We start from the raw sequence: 17747 nt of genomic DNA on the forward strand, positions 1-17747 counted from the left end.
ACGTGTCGGGCAATGGTGGGCTGATCAAGAACGGCGAAGGTGGCCTGGAGCTGACAGGTACGGTGAGCCACAGCGGTGGCACGACCGTCAACGAAGGCGAGCTGACCCTGTCGGGCCAGAACACCTACACCGGCGGCACCACGCTCAACGGCGGCGTGCTCAATGTCAGTAGCGACGGCAACCTCGGCGATGCCGCAGGCGGCCTGACCTTCAACGGCGGCACGCTGCAGGCGTCCTCGTCGATGACCACCGGCCGATCGATGGTGCTGGACAGCGTGGGCGCGCTGCGCAGCGGTGAAGGCAGCACCCTGACGGTCACCGGACCGATCAGCGGCGGCGGCACCTTGGTGGCGGACGGCCAAGGCACGCTGGTGCTTGGCGCGGCGAACACCCACGCAGGCGGCACGCTGATCAGTGGCGGCACGGTCGTGCTGGCAAATGCGGGCGGCCTCGGCTCCGGCGCCGTGGCGATCAATGATGGGACCCTGCGCACCACGGTCGACACCCAAATGTCGCAGCCGATGTTTGTTACGGGCGAGGCCACTCTGGATGTGGCCTCGGGCACCACGACGCAGCTGACCGGCATGCTGGACGGCTCGCGCAGCACCGGCTGCTTCATCAAGAGCGGTGCCGGTCGCCTCAACATGGCAGGCACCGCGGTCCTGGCCAATGGCACGTGCGTCAACGAAGGCACCCTCAGTGCCAATGGCGTCCTGCTGAGCAATGTGCAGGTGGAACGTGGCGGCACGGTCCGTGGCACGGGCGCCATCGCCGGCAACATGCGCGTCGATGGCACGCTGGCCCCGGGTAACTCGCCGGGCACGCTGGCAGTGACGGGTACGGTCACGCTGACCGACGACGCCACGCTGCAGATCGATATCGACGGGTACGGCACCGGCGCCGGGGCCGGCAACTACTCGCGCCTGCTGGTCTCCGGCGCGGCCGGTCGCTTCGTCGCCAACGGAACCCTGCAGCCCCTGCTGCGTGGCATCAGTGGCAATGCGGGCAACACCTTCACCCCGAAGGTGGGCGACATGTTCCGCATCGTCAGCGGCGAAGGCGGCGTGACCGGTACCTTCGACAGGCTCCTGCAGCCGACCGAGGGCTTGGCCGCCAGCACGCGCTTCCAGGTGTACTACACCACCGGTTTCGACATCGATCTGTACGTGACACCGACGGCCTACAGCGCTGACCTGGTGGGCAAGGTCAACGGCAACGGCCTGGCCACTGCGGCTGCACTGGATGCCCTGGTGGAAGCCAGCGACGCCGGCACCACCACTGCGGAGCAGACCGATCTGCTGCGCGCGGTGTGGCAGCAGGATGCGGTGGCACTGCCGGTGATGGTGACCGCCCTGACCGGTGAGAACCACGCCAAGCTGGCCGCGCTGGCGCAGTCCAATGCGACCGCACTGGCCGACGATGTGACCGGTCGACTCGGCCAGGGTGTGCTGGTGGATGCATCCAGCACGCGTATCGAACAGCTGCTGTGGGCCAACATCGGCTACGGGGATGTGTCGGTTGACGCGGATGCCAGCGCCGATCGCTTCGATGCGCGCCAGCGCAATGCCACGGCCGGTATCGACGTGTACCGCTCCTCCAACGTGGCGTGGGGCGCGGGCTTGGGTCGCACGACGTCGGAACTGGAACGCAGCGCGCTGGACAACACACTCGACAGCAACGCGTTCTTTGCCTATGGCGCCGCCAGGGCAGGTGCGGTGGTGCTGGACGGCATGCTGTCCTACTCGGCCGATCGCTGGGAAAGCCAGCGTCCGGACGTCCTGGGTGCCGACGGTGCACTGTCCGGCAAGGCCTCGGGTACTACCCGGATGGCCAGTGCCGGTGTCAGCCTGCCCTTCACGGCGGCAGGCCTGAGCTGGCAGCCCTCGCTGCGCGGCAATTGGCAGAAGGTTGAGCGCAATGCCTACCGCGAAGGGGGTGATTCGCTGGCGGCGCTGGACGTTGCACGCCTCCAGGCCGAAGGCGGCCGCGCCACGCTCGGCCTGTCGGTCGGCTCGCTGGTGAACGATCCGCTGGCGGCGCGTGCGACCTGGCAGTTCGGTCTGCAGGCGGGCATCAACCACGGCCAGGCCCGCCAGGCCACGGTGACAACCGCATTGGCCGGCCAGCGGGTGGACCTGTCCGCCGCCGAGGCGGGCAAGGCCTTCGGTCGGGCCCAGCTGCAGGGCACCGTGCGCCTGGGAGCATCGAGCTACCTGTACGGTGGTGTCAGCACCGAGCAGGGGTCGGGCGTGGAGAACAACAGCGTCAACGCGGGTATCCGCATCGCGCTGTGATGCCAAGCAGCGGGAGGGCCTTGCCTTCCCGCTGCGGCATGCAACCGAGGCCGCGCCGAATACCGATCTCTGCGGCCGCTGCTAACATCCGCAGCAGACCCATAACGGTCACCGCACCGCACGGGATGTCAGGCATGCGAGATCGCAGCGAATCCAAGGCAGCCGCTGGCAAATCCGAGCGGTCACGCTTTAGGAGGATGAGCGCCATGAAGGGACATCTATCCTTCGTGGCACTATCCCTGCTCGCAGGCTGTACTACATTGCCGCCGCTCTCCGAGGGCGTCACCCTTTCGGTTCGCTCCTACGACCGCGCTACCGGGGACTACGCGCTGGAGCTGCGCAACGATACGGCGCGGCCGGTCCTGTATCTCAACCCGTATCTGAATTTCGACACCATTCGCTCGCCAGATCCGGAGCCGTTCCCGGAGTCCTCGGATGGAATGGTGCTGATGGTCCACAGCACAAAGCTTGACCCAGGCGGGTCTGCGGTCCTTTCGGGCAAGTGCACGGCGGGTGGCCTTTGTTCCAGGCCGGAAACCTACGTGGCCGTCCTTGCCTGTTGGTTCGCGAAAGCTTGGAATTGCGAGCAGTACTTCCCGATCTGGTTGAAGACGCCGTTGACGGGTGTCTGAGTGTCCGGCTGGGCATAATGCAAGCACTCCAGCAAGGACCTCGGGCCATGAGTCAAGCCGACGCAATGAAGCGAACCACTTTCATCTTTCTCGCGTTGGGCCCGGTGATCGGCGGCATTTCCATCTTTGTGCAATTCCTGGTCTTTGATCATCCACTAGCGTTGGCCGAGCTCTTCAGTTTCGGAATGATCTGGATGGTCATCTTCTTCACTATCGGCGGCTATGTTGTGGGTGCGGTCCCGGCGGCCGTCACCGGCCTGCTGTTCTCCTTCGTGGCCTCACGGCGTGCGCTGAATCTCGTGGAGAGCATTCTGTTGGGCGCCGGTGCGGGTTTCCTCACCAGTGCGGTGGCCGTGGTGGTTATCGCTGCGATCAACCCCGGCGCACCCAAGTGGAACTGGATCATTCCCTTGGCCGGTGCGCTGGCTGGCACACTTTGCAGTGGCCTCTGCCGGATTTTGGAAGGCAAACGAAGCCGTTTACCCGCAAAGAACTTCCACGACTAAGCGTCTGCTTGTAGCCGGTTGCACCGTATATCCGCTTCTGGCCGTCAGCGGCCCCCACCTGCGAAGGCGGCCAGCTCCTCCGCCTGACCCTCGGGGAAGCATTCCTTGAGCAGCTCGAGCAGCGCCGACACCCTTGAGCTGAGCAGTCGTCGCGACGGGTACAGCGCCCATATCTCGATGGGCGGGGCCTTCGCATCTCCCCACGACACCAATGCGCCATCCCTGAGATCGTCGGCAACCAGCGAGAAGGGCAGCATCGCCGCGCCGGTGCCTGCACGAACGGCATCGCGCACCATGGTCAGTGCGCCCAGGCGCAGCACTGGATCCACCCCGATACGTATCTCGCCACGCGGCGTCACCAGATCCCAGCCGGCGGCATCGCTGGACGGCCGGAACACCGCTGGCGCCGTCTCGCCCATCGCGGGCAGGGGCAGGTCCGGGTGTGCCACCGCCACGAGTCGGTCCCGGATCAGCACCCGCCCCACCAACCGCGCATCCGGATCCGGATTGACCCGTATAACCAGGTCATAGCCTTCTTCCACCATGTCCACGGCGCGGTCTTCGGTGGTGATATCCAACCGCACCTGTGGGTAGCGCTTCACGAACTCGGCTGCAATCTTGCCCAGCGCCATCTGCGAGAACAGCATCGGGGCGCTCACGCGCAGCCGGCCACGGGGCGTGTCGCCGCCCGAGGCAATGGACGTGGCCGCTTCATCCAGTTCGGTTAGCAGCGTCTCGGTGCGCTCGAACAGCGCTCGACCTTCCTCGGTGAGCTTCAACGTGTGCGAGCCACGCTCGAACAGCCGTACTCCCAGGCTGGCCTCCAGCTCACCCACGCGCCGCGAGAGTGTTGCCTTCGGGCGGTCCGCCGCGCGCGCGGCACGGCCAAACCCGCCGTGTCGCGCCACCAGGTTGAAGTCGGCCAGGGCGAGGAGGTCCATGTGTTCCACCAGCGAGACAGGTGGTCCAAGTATATGGGCTATCGGCTCGTGCGCGGATCAACAACCATGAGCCCTCACCAACCACCCGGAGTATCCCATGACCATTCTTGTTACCGGCGCCACTGGCACCATCGGCCGTCAGGTCGTCCAGCACCTCACCCAGCGCGGCGCAAACGTCCGCGCACTGGTCCGCACCCCCGCCACCGCCAACCTGCCTGCCACCGTGGAGCTGGTGCAGGGTGACATGCTGGATGTGGATGCCCTCCGCCAAGCGCTGAAGGACGTCTCCACGCTGTTCCTGCTCAACGCCGTGGTCGCCGACGAATTCACCCAGGCGCTCATCACCCTCAACGTCGCCCGCGAGGCCGGGGTGAAGCGGGTGGTGTACCTGTCGGTGATCCACAGCGACCGCTACGTCAACGTGCCGCACTTCGCCGGCAAGTTCGGCGTGGAGCGCATGATCGAGCAGATGGGCTTCAGCGCCACGATCCTGCGCCCGGCCTATTTCATCGATAACGACCTCACCATCAAGGATGTGGTGCAGGGCTACGGTGTGTACCCCATGCCGATCGGCAGCAAGGGGCTGGCGATGATCGACACCCGCGACATCGCCGAGATTGCCGCCATCGAACTGCTCAACCGCGAACAGGTGCCGGACAACAGCGCGCTGACCCGACTCAACCTGGTGGGCCCGGAAGCACTCACCGGCGCACAGGTGGCTGCCATCTGGAGCGAGGTGCTGAACCGCCCGATCGCCTACGGCGGCGATGACACGGCCGCCTTCGAGCAGAACCTGCGCCAGTTCATGCCGGGGTGGATGGCCTACGACATGCGACAGATGGCCGAGCGCTTCATCAGCGACGGCATGCTGCCGGGCGCGGGTGACGTGGAGCGGTTGATGCAGTTGCTGGGTCGGCCGTTGCGTACGTACGGCGCGTTCGCGGCGGAGCATGCGTCACTGGGCTGAGTGACGAGCCATGGCAGCGGTTGAAACCACATCAGGCAAGGTCACCCGCCAAGCAGCCGCCTTTCCGTCCCTGGCCACGGTGGCCATACTAAGGTCATGACCTATATCCGCCGAATCCAGACGCACCTGGCCGGCCAGTTGCGGAGCGAGGCATGGCGGCGCCGTGCTGCCCTCTGGACGGGCGCGGTGGTGGTGGCGCTCGTCGCGATCCTTTTTGCCAAGGCCAGCGATGCGGCATTTGCCCTGTTTCGACGCGCCATCGAGCACTCGCCGTGGTGGGCGCTGCTGCTCACGCCGGGAATCTTCGCGCTGCTGGCGTGGCTGACCAGCGGGGTGCTTCGTCCGACCCGGGGCAGCGGCATTCCGCAGGTGATCGCGGCGCTGGACAGGCCTGATGAAGCATTCCGGAAAACCAACCTGTCACCGGCGGTCTCGGCAGGCAAGCTGATCCTGACCTCGCTGTCACTGCTGGGTGGTGCGTCGGTGGGTCGGGAGGGGCCGACGGTGCACGTCGGCGCCAGCCTGATGTACCTGTTTGGCCGCTGGTTCGGTTTCAGAGATCCCCGGGAGTTGTCGCACTTTCTACTGGCTGGCGGTGCGGCCGGCATCGCGGCGGCCTTCAACACGCCGCTGGCCGGGATCGTATTCGCCATTGAAGAGCTCAGCGGGCGCTTCGAGCATCGCTTCTCGGGCACGCTGTTGACGGCGGTTATCGTCGGTGGCGTGGTGTCGCTGGGCCTTCTCGGAAACTACACCTACTTCGGCCATGTGACAGCCGGCCTGCCGCTGGGGCAGGCGTGGTTGGCCATCCTGCTGTGCGGGGGCGTGGCGGGTCTGCTGGGCGGGGTATTCGCCCGCATGGTGCTGGCCAGCGCAGCCGGGCGCCCGCGTTGGCTGGGCAGCGTGCGGCAGCGGCACCCGGTGCTGCTGGCAGCCGGCTGCGGCCTGGTGGTGGTTGGGCTGGCGGCGTTGTGCGGCGATGGTGCTTTTGGCACCGGCTATGAGCAGGCGCGCAGTCTGGTGCAGGGTCAACCGACGGTTGGGCACGAGTTTGGGCTGATGAAGCTGCTGGCGAACCTGGCCTCTTATGTGGCCGGCATTCCCGGCGGACTGTTCTCGCCGGCGCTGGCCGTCGGCGCCGGCCTGGGCCACAACCTGGCCGTGCTGATGCCCGGCGTGGACCCGCGCGCGTTCGTGCTGCTTGGCATGTGCGCTTACCTCACCGGTGTCACCCAGGCGCCATTGACCTCGGCGGTCATTTCGCTGGAACTGACCGACAGTGGCGACCTGCTGCTGCCTATCCTGGCAACGGTACTCATCGCCCGTGGGATGTCCGGGCTGGTGTGCCGGACACCGATATACAAGGGACTGGCGGAACTGTTGCTGTCGCCGCGGTCGCAACCATCGAGCCGCGACACGTAGCCCTTGGTCGCTGCCGCGAGCGCTCATTCTCGAGCATGACAGCTACGCACCGGTTCAAAGCAGCTGTCGTACCGCGATAGCCGCGCCGACAGCCCACAACACGACCCACAACGCAGACACGCGAAGGATGGCCAGGAGCGTAAAGCCGACCACGGCGATGGCGACGTCGCCCGGGGTGTGCACGCCCTGCCTCCAGACCGGATCATGGAACGCGGCAGCGAGAAGACCAACCACGGCTGCATTGATCCCGGCCATCGCGCTGGCGGCCCAGCGGCGCCGCGCCAGCCCGCTCCAGACTGGCAACACCGCCAGCAGTAACAGGAACCCGGGCAGGAAGAGGGCCAGCAGCGCCACCGCCGCCCCGGCGGCCGCTGGCAAACCCAATGGCACTTCGGCACCCAGGAATGCGGCCACTGAAAACATCGGCCCGGGCATGGCCTGGGCCGAGCCGTAGCCGGCCAGGAAGGTATCGGGGTCGACCCAGCCGGTGTCGACTACGGCCTGCTGCAGCAGCGGCAATACGACGTGCCCGCCGCCGAAAACCAGCGCACCGGTCTGGTAGAACGCGCTGGCAAGGCTCCCCATCGTGGCTGTACTGGACGAAGGCTGGACCAGCGACGCTCCCAGCCCGATCAGAAAGGCCAGCAGGAACGCCGCTGCCCGCCGGCTGCCATAGCGCACCGGAAACACCGCTGCAGCCGGGGCGCTCACGTCTCTGCAGAGCCAAAGACCCAGTGCGCCACCGAACGCGACCACCGCCAGCTGTGCCCAGCCACCGCCTGCCAGCACGATCAGCGCACACGCTGCGGCAGCGATCAGCGCACGCGGTGCATCCGGCGCCAACTGCCTTGCCATGTTCACCAGACCATGGGCGACCACAGCCACGGCCACGAGCTTCAACCCATGCACCACCGCCGCACCCATGCCATGATCCAGGCGCGATGCCAAGGCGGCGGCGCCGAACATCAGCAGCGCCGACGGCAGCGTAAAAGCGACGAAAGCGGCCACCGCGCCACGCCATCCGGCGCGGAACAGGCCGATGGCAAAGCCCATCTGGCTGCTGGCCGGCCCTGGCACGCACTGGCAGACGGCCAGCAACTGCGCGAACTGGGCCTCGTCCAGCCAGCGGCGGCGTTGCACGCATTCCTGGCGTAAATAGCCCACGTGGGCGATGGGGCCACCAAAAGCGGTCAGCCCCAGCTTGAGAAATACGCCGAATATCTCGGTGGCGGTGCCGTCCGGACGCGTCGCATCGATGGGGCCGGGCGTGGGCGTGGGCGGCGATGTGGTCACAGGAGGAACATTGCCCAGGCCAGGGGTACCGTCGGCCCAGTATTGCCGACCGGAGCGGTCGCGTTCAATTGCGCTGCCCCTTGCTGTGGTCGCTTGGCTTCTTTCACATTCTCTGCTCTATATTCGGTGCCAGCACGCCGCACGCCGCGGCCGGGTTGGGAGATGGATATGAAAACCGTAAGGTTGCTGGGTGTTGCCTTGACCACGGCGGCGATGTTGGCCGTTGCCCCGGCCTGGGCGGATCCACCGCACCATGCCAAGGGCAATGGACCTCCAGCCCACGCCGGTGGGCCGCACAGTCGCAAGGCGCCGCCGCCGGGGTGGCAGAAGAAGGCGTGGCGCCGTGGTGAGCGCCTGGATTGGGCCGAAGTGGACCGACGCTACTGGGTTGATGATTACGCGCATTACAGGCTGCGCGATCCCGGCCGTGGTCAACGCTGGGTCAGACAGTCCGACAGCGAGTATCTGCTGGTGGAAATCGCCTCCGGCTTGATCATTGACGCCCTTCGCCGGTGATTGCCCGCACCTGACGCACCGGCTTCCTTGATGCCGGTGCTGGCTGCGGCGGCGTGCAGGTCAGATCACCGCAATCTTCGCCTTGGCCAGCGCCTCGCGCACCATCCCGTCATTGGCCTCGGTCACCGGCCGTGTCAGCTCCCAAAGGAACTTCACCCGGAACCCTGCCTTCACGGCGTCCTGCGCACTCCACAGCACGCAGTAGTCGCGCGCCAGGCCGCACACATGCACCTCGCGGATTCCGCGCTCGTGCAGCCAGCCGGCCAGGCCCGTAGCCGGGCGGCCGCCATCGGGCCCGTGGTTTTCGCGGAATGCGCTGTACGAGTCGACCTCGCGCCGGCTGCCCTTGCGCAGGATCAGGTCGGCGGCCGTCCACTCCACGCCCGGGTGCAGCGTCGCCCCATCGGTGCCCTGCACGCAATGATCCGGCCACAGCGTCTGCGGCTGCGCATGCAGCAGGACCGCCTCGAACGGCAGCTTGCCCGCGTGCTGGCTGGCGAACGAAGCATGGTCAGCCGGGTGCCAATCCTGGGTCGCCACCACTGTGCGGTAGCGACGCTCCGCCAGCAGGGCGGCAATTGGCGCCACCAGCGCATCGCCGTCTTCGCAGGCCAGTGCGCCCCCGGGCATGAAGTCCGGCTGCAGGTCGATTACCAGCAGGGCAACATCGGCGGGCAGGGCGGTCATGGCAGGTCCAGCGCAACGGAGGGGGGCAACCAGCGTGGCCGCCCCCTTCGCGTACGTCAATCGCCCTTGGGCGTGTCGTTGTCCTGGCCGTAATACAGCAGGCCGATCTTGATCCGCTCGCGGTTGTTCTCCCGGCGGTGACGGTTGGCGTCGCGCAGCGAGTACACGCAGCCGCAGTACTCCTGCTGGTAGAAACGCTCGCGCTTGCTGATCTCCACCATGCGCGCGGCGTCGCCGCCCCTACGCCAGTGATAGTCCCAGTGCTGGAGGCTGGCTTGCTGAAAGGTTCCTGTTCTTCGTATTACGGACGCATTGGGGTAAGGATTTTCATACGTTGGCCGAGGAAATCCGCAACGTTCTGGAGCGAGTGGCTCACTTTTGAAGCTGGGTTATGGCGTCGAGCGAGCTGAACTGGTAGGTATTTGGTTGGCGAGAAGCATCGCCAACAAGGAGATCTCATGAAAATGGAAAGAGCCAACGTTTTTCGTGTTGCCTCGCTTTAATGGCCTGTGCTTCAACCCCGGCAATGGCCGATATCGGCACAGTTAGCAGGGCAAACTGCATACTCGGTATCGTCAATGAATCGGTTACCTACGACCGGCCGCAATTTTGACCGTTCTTCGGTACGGCCGTCAGTGAGCCTCCCACAAGGGAACTTGAATCCTTCTCATGTTCTTTTTGGCCCAAGCCAATTGCACCACTGGCGGCACTACGCTGGCGATACAAATGTCGTCAGACGTCCACAGTTGACTGCAGTGCAGAGGAGTGGTGATCGATATGAAATCCAAGATATTAGTGCTGGCGGCGGTATCGTTTGCCACCTCGCTCTTTGCCCAGGAAGCGGTGCAGCCGCGGCAGACTCCACAGGTGCCGCAGGAGATGGGTGATTGGACGAGATCGCTCGCGCTTAAGCAGGTCGAGGAAGGAAGGTCAGCGGTCAGTCGAGGGACGCCTGCGGCGCAAGGCTCCTTGGACATCATTTCCTTGGCAGACATGGAAGCTCCTCCTGCTGTCAAAGCGAACATGGCGAAAGGTATCGAAGAGAGGAGCCAGGGAACCCTCAAGGTGGCTCCCGGAACCATCCCCTCTACGGCCGAGGTCATTGCAGGGCTGAGCAATTCGCGCCGCAGTGACGCCGAGCTTCAGCAGCGGCTGGGCTATGCACCGGCCAACATTTCCCGAACTCCTATCGGCGCAGCCGAGCTCCTTAGCACCGAGCCGAACGGGACCATCCATGGGGCGACGTCTACTGGCCTCTCGAGAACGTATCGGGTGCCCAAGGTTGGCGTCATCATCCTGTCTGAAGACGACTACATTGCCTCCGGCACGAAACTAACGCTGATCCGAGAGACGTTGAATACCGAGGTCAACGGAATTCCTGCGCGTTCGTACGCAGCCCGGTCAGAGGACGGGAGGGGGCGGGCGGAGCTGAGATGGGTGACGCCCAAGCGATCGTACTTCCTGACACTGATTACCGACGATGGTGCGCGTATTGAACAAGGGGAGCAGTTGCTCAAGCAGATCGCGAGCGGCATCACCTCTTAGCGGCTTCGATCACGCATCTTCCTTCACAAGGGGCCGGCGCATGTCGCTGGCCCCGTTCTGCGCCAGAGATGCTCGGCTGGGGCAACCGGCGTGCCGGGCCTCCTTGGCGTACCTCAATCGCCCTTGGCCGTGTCGTTGTCCTGGCCGTAATACAGCAGGCCGATCTTGATGCGCTCGCGCTGGTTCTCACGGCGGTGACGGTTGGCGTCGCGCAGCGAGTACACGCAGCCGCAGTATTCCTGCTGGTAGAACCGCTCGCGCTTGCTGATCTCCACCATGCGCGCCGCGCCGCCGCCCTTGCGCCAGTTGTAATCCCAGTACTGGATGCCGGGGTAGTGGGCCGCCGCGCGGTGGCCGCAGTCGTTGATCTGGTTCATGTCCTTCCAGCGCGAAATGCCCAGCGAACTGCTGATCACCGGAAAGCCATGCTCATGCGCATACAGCGCAGTGCGCACGAAGCGCATGTCGAAGCACATCGTGCAGCGGATGCCACGTTCGGGCTCGTTCTCCATGCCGCGCGCCCGCGCGAACCAGTTGTCGGTGTCGTAGTCGGCGTCGATGAAGGGCACGCCATGCTGTTCGGCGAAGCGGATGTTCTCCTGCTTGCGCAGCTCGTATTCGCGCGCCGGGTGGATGTTGGGGTTGTAGAAGAAGATCGTGTAGTCGATTCCGGAGGCGGTAATGGCCTCCATCACCTCACCCGAGCAGGGTGCGCAGCACGAGTGCAGCAGCAGCTTGTCGTGGCCGCCAGGCAGGGACAGGGTGGGACGAGTGAATTCGGTCATGCGGACATCCATCGGCCCCGCCGCCGGCAACGGCGGCGGCGCGGCCCTTGAGCAACGGAAAGGGAATCAGGCGGCGTTGGCGTCTGCGCTCTCGTCGCGCAGCTGCCGTGCGGCCGCCACCAGCGCTTCCAGCGCGGCGCGGGTCTCGGGCCAGCCACGGGTCTTGAGCCCGCAGTCCGGGTTCACCCAGATCTGATCGGGGCGCAGCACTTCGGCGGCCTTGCGCAGCAGGGAGAGCATCTCCTCCTTGTCCGGCACGCGTGGCGAATGGATGTCGTACACGCCCGGCCCGATCTCGTTGGGGTACTGGAAGCGCACGAAGGCATCCAGCAGCTCCATGCGCGAGCGCGAGGTCTCGATCGAGATCACATCGGCATCCATCGCAGCCACCGAGTGGATGATGTCGTTGAACTCGGAGTAGCACATATGGGTGTGGATCTGGGTAGCATCGCGCACGCCGCTGGCGCTGATCCGGAACGCTTCCACCGCCCAGTCCAGATACTCGCGCCACTGCGCGCGGCGCAGCGGCAGGCCCTCGCGGATCGCAGGCTCGTCGATCTGGATCACGCCGATGCCGGCGGCCTCCAGGTCGAGCACCTCATCGCGCAGTGCCAGCGCGATCTGCCGGCAGGTGTCGGCGCGGGCCTGGTCGTCGCGCACAAACGACCACTGCAGCACCGTGACCGGGCCGGTCAGCATGCCCTTCATGGGGCGGTCGGTGAGCGACTGTGCGTACTGCGACCAGCGCACGGTCATGGGCTGCGGGCGCGACACATCGCCGTAGATCACCGGCGGCTTCACGCAGCGCGAGCCGTAGCTCTGCACCCAGCCGTTCCTGGTGAACGCAAAGCCCTCCAGCTGCTCGCCGAAGTACTCCACCATGTCGTTGCGCTCGAACTCGCCGTGCACCAGCACGTCAAGCCCGATCTGCTCCTGCATGCGCACGCAGTGCTCAGTCTGGCTGGCCAGGAAGGCATCGTAGTCGGCGTCGGGCAGGGTGCCGGATTTGTTGCGGGCGCGGGCTTCGCGCACCTCAAGTGTCTGCGGGAAGGAACCAATGGTGGTGGTCGGGAAGCGCGGCAGCTTCAGTGCGGCGGCCTGGGCCAGGTGGCGCTGCGGGTAGTGGCTGTGGCGCTGCGCGTCGGCCGGGGTCAGTGCGGCCAGGCGCGCAGCCACTGCCGGGTTGTGCACGCGGGCCGAGCGTCGGCGCGATTCAATGCGCTCGCGCGACAGGGCCAGCGCGGCTTCGGCGCGCGAGGGGTGATCGATGGCATCGGCCAACACGCGCAGCTCTTCCAGCTTCTGCTTGGAGAATGCCAGCCAGCCCCGCAGTTCATCGTCCAGTTTGCGCTCGTGGGTGAGGTCCACCGGGCTGTGCAGCAGTGAACACGACGGTGACAGCCAGAGAAAGTCGCTGCCCAGCTGACCGTGGGCGTAGCGGGCCAGCACCAGCGCGTTGTCCAGGTGGGTACGCCAGATGTTGCGGCCGTTGACCAGGCCGGCGGAGAGCACGCGGCCGGCGGGCAGGGCCTTGATCACTGCATCGAGCTGTTCCGGCGCGCGCACCAGGTCCACGTGCAGGCCATCCACCGGCAACGACGCCGCCAGTTCCAGGTTGTCGTCCAACGCACCGAAGTAGGTGGCCACCAGCACCTTGGGGCGGGCAGCCCTGGCCAGCACCGCATAGGCGTGTTCAAAGGCGGCGCGCGCTTCCGGGCTGAGATCCTGCACCAGTGAGGGCTCATCCAGCTGCACCCACTGCGCGCCTGCTGCCTTCAGCTCGCCCAACAGCTGCACATACACCGGTAGCAGCGCGTCCAGCAGGTCCAGCGCCGGACTGCCGTCGGTGGTCTTGGACAGCAGCAGGAAGGTCACCGGCCCGATCAGCACCGGGCGGGTTTCAATGCCCAGCGCCTTGGCCTGGCGGTACTCGGCCAGAGGCTTGTCGCCGCGCAGCGCGAAACCCTGGCCGGCCTGCAGTTCGGGCACCAGGTAGTGATAGTTGGTGTCGAACCACTTGGTCATTTCCAGCGCGTGAAGATCGAAGCCGTCGCGCTGCAGCCCACGGGCCATGGCGAAGTATCCGGCCAGTGGATCGGCATCGGCCAGCGCGCGGTAGCGGGCGGGAATGGCATCGAACAGGAAGGCGGCGTCCAGCACCTGGTCGTACAGGCTGAAGTCGTTGCTGGGAGGTACCTCCACCCCGGCATCGCGCTGCAGCTGCCAGTGGGTGGTGCGCAGGCTGGCGGCGGTGTCCTGCAGCGCTTCGGCGCTGCTCTGGCCGGACCAGTACGCTTCCAGCGCGCGCTTGAGCTCGCGCTTGGCGCCGATACGGGGGAAACCCAGGTTGGTAACAGTGGTCATGGAACGTGTCCTCATTGCAGTAGCGGCATTGAGGAACGAAGGAACTGCGCGGCACCCACGCCATTGCTGCCGTGTCCGCCCCGCCAGCGACCTTCGCCCCCGCGGGCGAACCGGATGCCGTGAAGCGGACGCACGGGGGCAGCGCCACGCAGAACGCGTGGCGGCAGGCCCCGGCAACCTCCCCGCGGACGTTCCAGGTCGAATCAGAGGACGGTCGTGTCCTCTGGCCGGGGCCGGTATTCGGGCTGATGGACACGGGCACGGGGCCCACCTACTTCCTGCCGCTTCCCAGGCGCATGGCCCAGTGCTGTTGGCAGGTTTCGTTTCCACTCACCGCTGCGGGGCAGCTCCGGAATGGGCGCGCAAGGCACCGTCACCGGATTCCCGTTTAAACCCATCCCTTCATCGGCATGAAGAGATGGATACCTTCGGCGAGGACAAGGTAGGCCGAGTTGCGGCGGCGGTCAAGCGGAGTAGTGGACCGCCTTGCGCGGCCGACTGCATCCGAGCGCCCACTTGCCGCGTATCTCTCCAGCAACCTCCCATGGATACCGGCATGCGCCGCCTCCCCATCAGCTCGGCTGGACTGCTTCTGCTGCTGTGCCCGTTGCTGGCGCCTGCCCAGGCCGTGCAGCGGCAGGAAGGGCGCGCCTTCACTGCGGATGGCGGTGCCTTGCTCTACCGCGAAACGCATTGGCTGCAGGGGCCGCCGGAGGCGCTGTCGCGGCTGGTGCTGTACCGCTGCGCCGATGGCCGGGCCTTCGCGCGCAAGTGGATGACGCCGCAGGGCAGCCCGCAGACGCCGGATTTCGCGCTGGAAGACGGCCGCGACGGCTACCAGGAAGGCGTGCGCGCCAATGGCGTGGCGCGCACGGTCTACGTACGTGCCGCTTCGGATGCCGCCCCGGTCACCCGCACGTTGCAGGTGCCACCCGGCGCCGTGGTCGATGCCGGCTTCGATGCGGCCGTGCGGCGCCATTGGCCAGCCCTGCTTGAGGGAAAGCCGCTGGCTTTCCAGTTCCTGCTGCCCAGCCGCCAGCGGCTGGTGCCGTTGAAGCTGCAGCGCACCGGCGCGATTACCTGGAAAGGCCAACCGGCGCAGCAGCTGCAGATGAAACTCGATGCATGGTTCGGCTTCGCCGTGCCGGCGGTGAGCCTGGTTTACGCCACGGCCGACCAGCGCCTGCTCCAGTTCAGCGGCACCGGCAACGTGCGCGATTCCACTGGGCGCTATCCCCAGGTACGCGTCGAATTCCCTTCCCCGCCCGTGGCCACTTCCGCCGCAGAGCTTGCTGCGGCCCGGGTGCAACCCTTGGTTAAGACATGCGACAGCTGAAGACCCTCTTGCAGCCGGCGCGCGGAGCAACGACCATGCACGTTCGCTCCCTGCCGACCCTGAGCCTGCGATGCCCGAGCTGGATGCTTCCGATACCGCCGCGTCTGCACGCCTGGACGGCCTTCTGGTCCAGGTGGCCGGGGGCGACCGCCAGGCGTTCGAGTCCGTCTATCAGCTGGCCTCGGGCAGGCTGTTCGCGATCTGCCTGCACACCCTGCGCGATCGCGGTGACGCCGAGGAGGTCCTGCAGGATGTCTTCACCACGGTCTGGCGCAAGGCCGCCCAGTTCGATGCCACGCGGGCCTCGGCCATGACCTGGCTGTCGATGATGGCGCGCAACCGCGCGATCGACCGCCTGCGCGCTGCTCCGCCGCGCGCGCTGGACGATCTGTCGGTGGCCGAGGAAATTCCCGATTTCGCGCCGCAGCCGGCGCAGGCAGCTGAGCATGCCTCCGACCGCGAACGTCTGGATGACTGCCTGGATACCCTGGAACCGCGCCGCCGCTCGCTGATCCGCAATGCGTTCCTGCACGGTGCCAGTTATGAAGAGCTGGCCCGCCGCATCGGTTCGCCGCTGGGTTCGGTGAAGAGCTGGATCCGGCGCGGGCTGGGCCAACTGCGGGTGTGCCTGGAACGATGAACATCCGCGACCTTCACGATATCCATGACGATGGCCAGCCGCCGAGCGCCGATATCCTGGCCGGCGAATACGTGCTGGGCGTGCACGATGCCGCCGAGCGCCGCCAGATCGAGCAGCGCATCGCCACCGACCCGGGCTTCGCCCGGCTGGTCGAGCAATGGCAGGTGCGGCTGGCGCCGCTGCTGCAGGAACTGGGCAGCGAAGCGGTGCCGGCACACCTGTGGCCCCGCATCCGCAGCGAACTGGGCTGGCCGGCGGTTACCGCCGCGCCCAGGCTGTGGCAACGCACCGGTTTCTGGCAGGGCATGACCGCCTTGGCCGCAGCGCTGGCGCTGGTCGCGGTGTTCAACCGCCAGCCGCTGCCCACCGCACCGTCCACCCCTGTGGCCGTCACCCCGGCGCCAACCCCATCCGAGCCGGAGCAGGCGACCAAGCCGGTCACCCCGCTGCTGCACGACGATGGCACGCCGGGCTGGCTGGCTTCGGTCGACAAGGCACAGGGCAAGGTGCTGATGGTGCCCGTACCGGCACCGGCCGATGCCGCTGGGCGCGCCCCGGAGCTGTGGCTGATTCCGGCCGGCGGTACGCCACGCTCGTTGGGCCTGGTGTCCATCAACCGCGCCCACACCGTGGCAGTGCCCGACGCGCTGCGTGATGTTCTTGTGAACGGCTCGGTGCTGGCGATCACGCTGGAACCGTCCGGCGGCGCGCCACAGGGCATCCCGACCGGTCCGGTCATCGCCAAGGGCGATATCGCCACTCTGTAACCCGCACCCCTCGCGGAATATTTTCGCAAGGGGTGCATCCAAACAGCGCCGGCCTGCGTATCTCCTGATTAACCGCCCAGGAGACGCGCGACATGCTGTCCCGTTCCACCCCCGACCACCCCGTCCGCACCCTGCGGAGCCGATGGGCCAGCCTGCTGCGCTGGTTCGACACCGGTGCCGCCGCGTCGGCGGCTGATGGCAGTGGCAATCGCGTGGACTGGCTGCGGGCGATTCCCTTTGTCGGCATGCACGTTGCCTGCCTGGCGGTGATCTGGGTGGGAGTGTCGTGGGTGGCGGTAGGCGTGGCGCTGGCGCTTTACGCAGTGCGTATGTTCGCCATCACGGCCTTCTACCACCGCTACTTCGCCCACCGCACCTTCCGCACCTCGCGCGTGGTGCAGTTTGTGTTCGCCCTGATTGGCGCGGCCAGCGTGCAGCGCGGTCCGCTGTGGTGGGCCGCACACCACCGCAACCACCACCGTCACACTGAAACCGCCGCCGACCCGCACTCGCCGGTGGTGCACGGGTTCTGGTGGAGCCACATGGGCTGGTTCCTCACCACCGATGGCTTCCGTACCGAATGGGCACGCATTCCGGACCTGGCGAAGTTTCCCGAGCTGCGTTGGCTGGACCGCTTCGACACGCTGGTGCCGGTGGCACTGGCCGCTGCGCTTTATGGTGTTGGTGTCCTTCTGGAACACTTCGCGCCGGGCCTGGGCACCAGCGGCGGGCAGATGCTGGTATGGGGGTTCTTCATTTCCACGGTGGTGCTGTTCCACGCCACGGTGACCATCAACTCGCTGGCGCACCGTTTCGGCCGCCGCCGCTTCGATACCAGCGATGACAGCCGCAACAACGTATGGCTGGCCCTGCTCACCTTCGGCGAAGGCTGGCACAACAACCACCACTTCTTCCCTGGCACGGTGCGCCAGGGCTTCTACTGGTGGGAAGTGGACATTACCTGGTATGGCCTGCGCGCCATGGCCGCGCTGCGTCTGGTAAGTGACCTCAAACCGGTGCCGGCCTGGGTGCTGGCCAAGGCGGAGCACTGA

At 66.4% G+C, this 17747-nt stretch carries 16 protein-coding genes, 1 pseudogene and 1 riboswitch; of the genes and pseudogenes, 11 read left to right on the forward strand and 6 right to left on the reverse strand.

Features of this window, described 5'->3' with window-relative positions:
- The 3 genes from ACTJI4_RS13755 to ACTJI4_RS13765 all read left to right on the forward strand — a co-directional run.
- On the forward strand, window positions 1–2294 hold a 2294-nt coding region (locus ACTJI4_RS13755), incomplete at its 5' end, for an autotransporter outer membrane beta-barrel domain-containing protein (protein ID WP_440869650.1).
- Between the two features lie 134 nt (window positions 2295–2428).
- Window positions 2429–2926: a hypothetical protein gene (locus ACTJI4_RS13760; RefSeq protein WP_440869651.1), complete on the forward strand. Its 498-nt coding sequence runs from the start codon at window positions 2429–2431 to the stop codon at window positions 2924–2926.
- A 47-nt stretch (window positions 2927–2973) separates the two neighbouring features.
- Window positions 2974–3432, forward strand: coding sequence for a hypothetical protein (locus ACTJI4_RS13765; protein ID WP_440869652.1), 459 nt, complete (start codon window positions 2974–2976; stop codon window positions 3430–3432).
- 44 nt (window positions 3433–3476) lie between these two features.
- On the opposite strand, the gene ACTJI4_RS13770 is transcribed toward ACTJI4_RS13765, so the two are convergent.
- Window positions 3477–4373 (reverse strand): LysR family transcriptional regulator, encoded by an 897-nt coding sequence (locus ACTJI4_RS13770; protein WP_440869653.1) that lies wholly within the window; start codon window positions 4371–4373, stop codon window positions 3477–3479.
- A 97-nt stretch (window positions 4374–4470) separates the two neighbouring features.
- Between ACTJI4_RS13770 and ACTJI4_RS13775 the strand changes: the two genes are divergently transcribed.
- On the forward strand, window positions 4471–5340 hold the full coding sequence (locus ACTJI4_RS13775; protein WP_392924595.1) for an SDR family oxidoreductase: 870 nt from the start codon (window positions 4471–4473) through the stop codon (window positions 5338–5340).
- A gap of 96 nt (window positions 5341–5436) precedes the next feature.
- On the forward strand, window positions 5437–6762 hold the full coding sequence (locus ACTJI4_RS13780; RefSeq protein ID WP_392924592.1) for a chloride channel protein: 1326 nt from the start codon (window positions 5437–5439) through the stop codon (window positions 6760–6762).
- A 54-nt stretch (window positions 6763–6816) separates the two neighbouring features.
- Here the strand turns inward: ACTJI4_RS13780 and chrA are convergent, their stop codons facing one another.
- On the reverse strand, window positions 6817–8055 hold the full coding sequence (chrA, locus tag ACTJI4_RS13785) for a chromate efflux transporter (protein ID WP_440869654.1): 1239 nt from the start codon (window positions 8053–8055) through the stop codon (window positions 6817–6819).
- A gap of 168 nt (window positions 8056–8223) precedes the next feature.
- On the opposite strand from chrA, the gene ACTJI4_RS13790 reads away from it, so the two are divergent.
- Entirely contained in the window at window positions 8224–8571 is a 348-nt protein-coding gene (locus tag ACTJI4_RS13790) for an RcnB family protein (protein ID WP_392924688.1), read from the forward strand.
- A gap of 60 nt (window positions 8572–8631) precedes the next feature.
- Here ACTJI4_RS13790 and pncA read toward each other — a convergent pair whose 3' ends face one another.
- Both pncA and ACTJI4_RS13800 read right to left on the reverse strand, forming a co-directional pair.
- On the reverse strand, window positions 8632–9258 hold the full coding sequence (gene pncA, locus ACTJI4_RS13795) for a bifunctional nicotinamidase/pyrazinamidase (protein ID WP_440869655.1): 627 nt from the start codon (window positions 9256–9258) through the stop codon (window positions 8632–8634).
- Window positions 9259–9314: 56 nt separating this feature from the next.
- Window positions 9315–9566 (reverse strand): annotated as a pseudogene (locus ACTJI4_RS13800) (epoxyqueuosine reductase QueH); the annotation flags it as partial.
- A gap of 469 nt (window positions 9567–10035) precedes the next feature.
- On the opposite strand from ACTJI4_RS13800, the gene ACTJI4_RS13805 reads away from it, so the two are divergent.
- The gene (locus ACTJI4_RS13805) at window positions 10036–10803 is read left to right on the forward strand and encodes a hypothetical protein (RefSeq protein WP_440869656.1); all 768 of its coding nucleotides are present in this window, start codon (window positions 10036–10038) and stop codon (window positions 10801–10803) included.
- 113 nt (window positions 10804–10916) lie between these two features.
- Here ACTJI4_RS13805 and ACTJI4_RS13810 read toward each other — a convergent pair whose 3' ends face one another.
- Both ACTJI4_RS13810 and metE read right to left on the reverse strand, forming a co-directional pair.
- A complete protein-coding gene (locus tag ACTJI4_RS13810; RefSeq protein WP_440869657.1) occupies window positions 10917–11588 on the reverse strand; it encodes an epoxyqueuosine reductase QueH in 672 nt (223 codons plus the stop codon).
- A gap of 66 nt (window positions 11589–11654) precedes the next feature.
- Window positions 11655–13952 carry a 5-methyltetrahydropteroyltriglutamate--homocysteine S-methyltransferase gene (gene metE / locus ACTJI4_RS13815; protein ID WP_440869658.1) on the reverse strand — a complete coding sequence of 766 codons (2298 nt, stop codon included), beginning with the start codon at window positions 13950–13952 and terminating at the stop codon, window positions 11655–11657.
- A 214-nt stretch (window positions 13953–14166) separates the two neighbouring features.
- A riboswitch (cobalamin riboswitch) is annotated at window positions 14167–14398 on the reverse strand.
- A gap of 110 nt (window positions 14399–14508) precedes the next feature.
- On the opposite strand from metE, the gene ACTJI4_RS13820 reads away from it, so the two are divergent.
- From ACTJI4_RS13820 to ACTJI4_RS13835, 4 genes are all read left to right on the forward strand, one after another.
- The gene (locus ACTJI4_RS13820; RefSeq protein ID WP_440869659.1) at window positions 14509–15288 is read left to right on the forward strand and encodes a hypothetical protein; all 780 of its coding nucleotides are present in this window, start codon (window positions 14509–14511) and stop codon (window positions 15286–15288) included.
- 70 nt (window positions 15289–15358) lie between these two features.
- The gene (locus tag ACTJI4_RS13825; protein ID WP_392924576.1) at window positions 15359–15928 is read left to right on the forward strand and encodes a sigma-70 family RNA polymerase sigma factor; all 570 of its coding nucleotides are present in this window, start codon (window positions 15359–15361) and stop codon (window positions 15926–15928) included.
- Window positions 15925–16695, forward strand: coding sequence for an anti-sigma factor (locus ACTJI4_RS13830; RefSeq protein ID WP_392924573.1), 771 nt, complete (start codon window positions 15925–15927; stop codon window positions 16693–16695). The genes ACTJI4_RS13825 and ACTJI4_RS13830 overlap by 4 nt, the downstream gene beginning before the upstream one ends.
- Window positions 16696–16787: 92 nt before the next feature.
- Window positions 16788–17747, forward strand: a complete 960-nt coding sequence (locus ACTJI4_RS13835) for an acyl-CoA desaturase (protein ID WP_440869660.1) — start codon at window positions 16788–16790, stop codon at window positions 17745–17747.

The organism is Stenotrophomonas sp. 22385, assembly GCF_052045085.1.
Classification (GTDB): Bacteria; Pseudomonadota; Gammaproteobacteria; order Xanthomonadales; family Xanthomonadaceae; genus Stenotrophomonas.

Bases quoted from the DNA above. Each gene is read 5' to 3' on its own strand.
- ACTJI4_RS13760 (WP_440869651.1), top strand. From the start codon at position 2,429: ATGCGAGATCGCAGCGAATCCAAGGCAGCCGCTGGCAAATCCGAGCGG.
- ACTJI4_RS13765 (WP_440869652.1), top strand. From the start codon at position 2,974: ATGAGTCAAGCCGACGCAATGAAGCGAACCACTTTCATCTTTCTCGCG.
- ACTJI4_RS13770 (WP_440869653.1), bottom strand. From the start codon at position 4,373: ATGGACCTCCTCGCCCTGGCCGACTTCAACCTGGTGGCGCGACACGGC.
- ACTJI4_RS13775 (WP_392924595.1), top strand. From the start codon at position 4,471: ATGACCATTCTTGTTACCGGCGCCACTGGCACCATCGGCCGTCAGGTC.
- ACTJI4_RS13780 (WP_392924592.1), top strand. From the start codon at position 5,437: ATGACCTATATCCGCCGAATCCAGACGCACCTGGCCGGCCAGTTGCGG.
- ACTJI4_RS13790 (WP_392924688.1), top strand. From the start codon at position 8,224: ATGAAAACCGTAAGGTTGCTGGGTGTTGCCTTGACCACGGCGGCGATG.
- pncA (WP_440869655.1), bottom strand. From the start codon at position 9,258: ATGACCGCCCTGCCCGCCGATGTTGCCCTGCTGGTAATCGACCTGCAG.
- ACTJI4_RS13805 (WP_440869656.1), top strand. From the start codon at position 10,036: ATGAAATCCAAGATATTAGTGCTGGCGGCGGTATCGTTTGCCACCTCG.
- ACTJI4_RS13810 (WP_440869657.1), bottom strand. From the start codon at position 11,588: ATGACCGAATTCACTCGTCCCACCCTGTCCCTGCCTGGCGGCCACGAC.
- metE (WP_440869658.1), bottom strand. From the start codon at position 13,952: ATGACCACTGTTACCAACCTGGGTTTCCCCCGTATCGGCGCCAAGCGC.
- ACTJI4_RS13820 (WP_440869659.1), top strand. From the start codon at position 14,509: ATGCGCCGCCTCCCCATCAGCTCGGCTGGACTGCTTCTGCTGCTGTGC.
- ACTJI4_RS13825 (WP_392924576.1), top strand. From the start codon at position 15,359: ATGCCCGAGCTGGATGCTTCCGATACCGCCGCGTCTGCACGCCTGGAC.
- ACTJI4_RS13830 (WP_392924573.1), top strand. From the start codon at position 15,925: ATGAACATCCGCGACCTTCACGATATCCATGACGATGGCCAGCCGCCG.
- ACTJI4_RS13835 (WP_440869660.1), top strand. From the start codon at position 16,788: ATGCTGTCCCGTTCCACCCCCGACCACCCCGTCCGCACCCTGCGGAGC.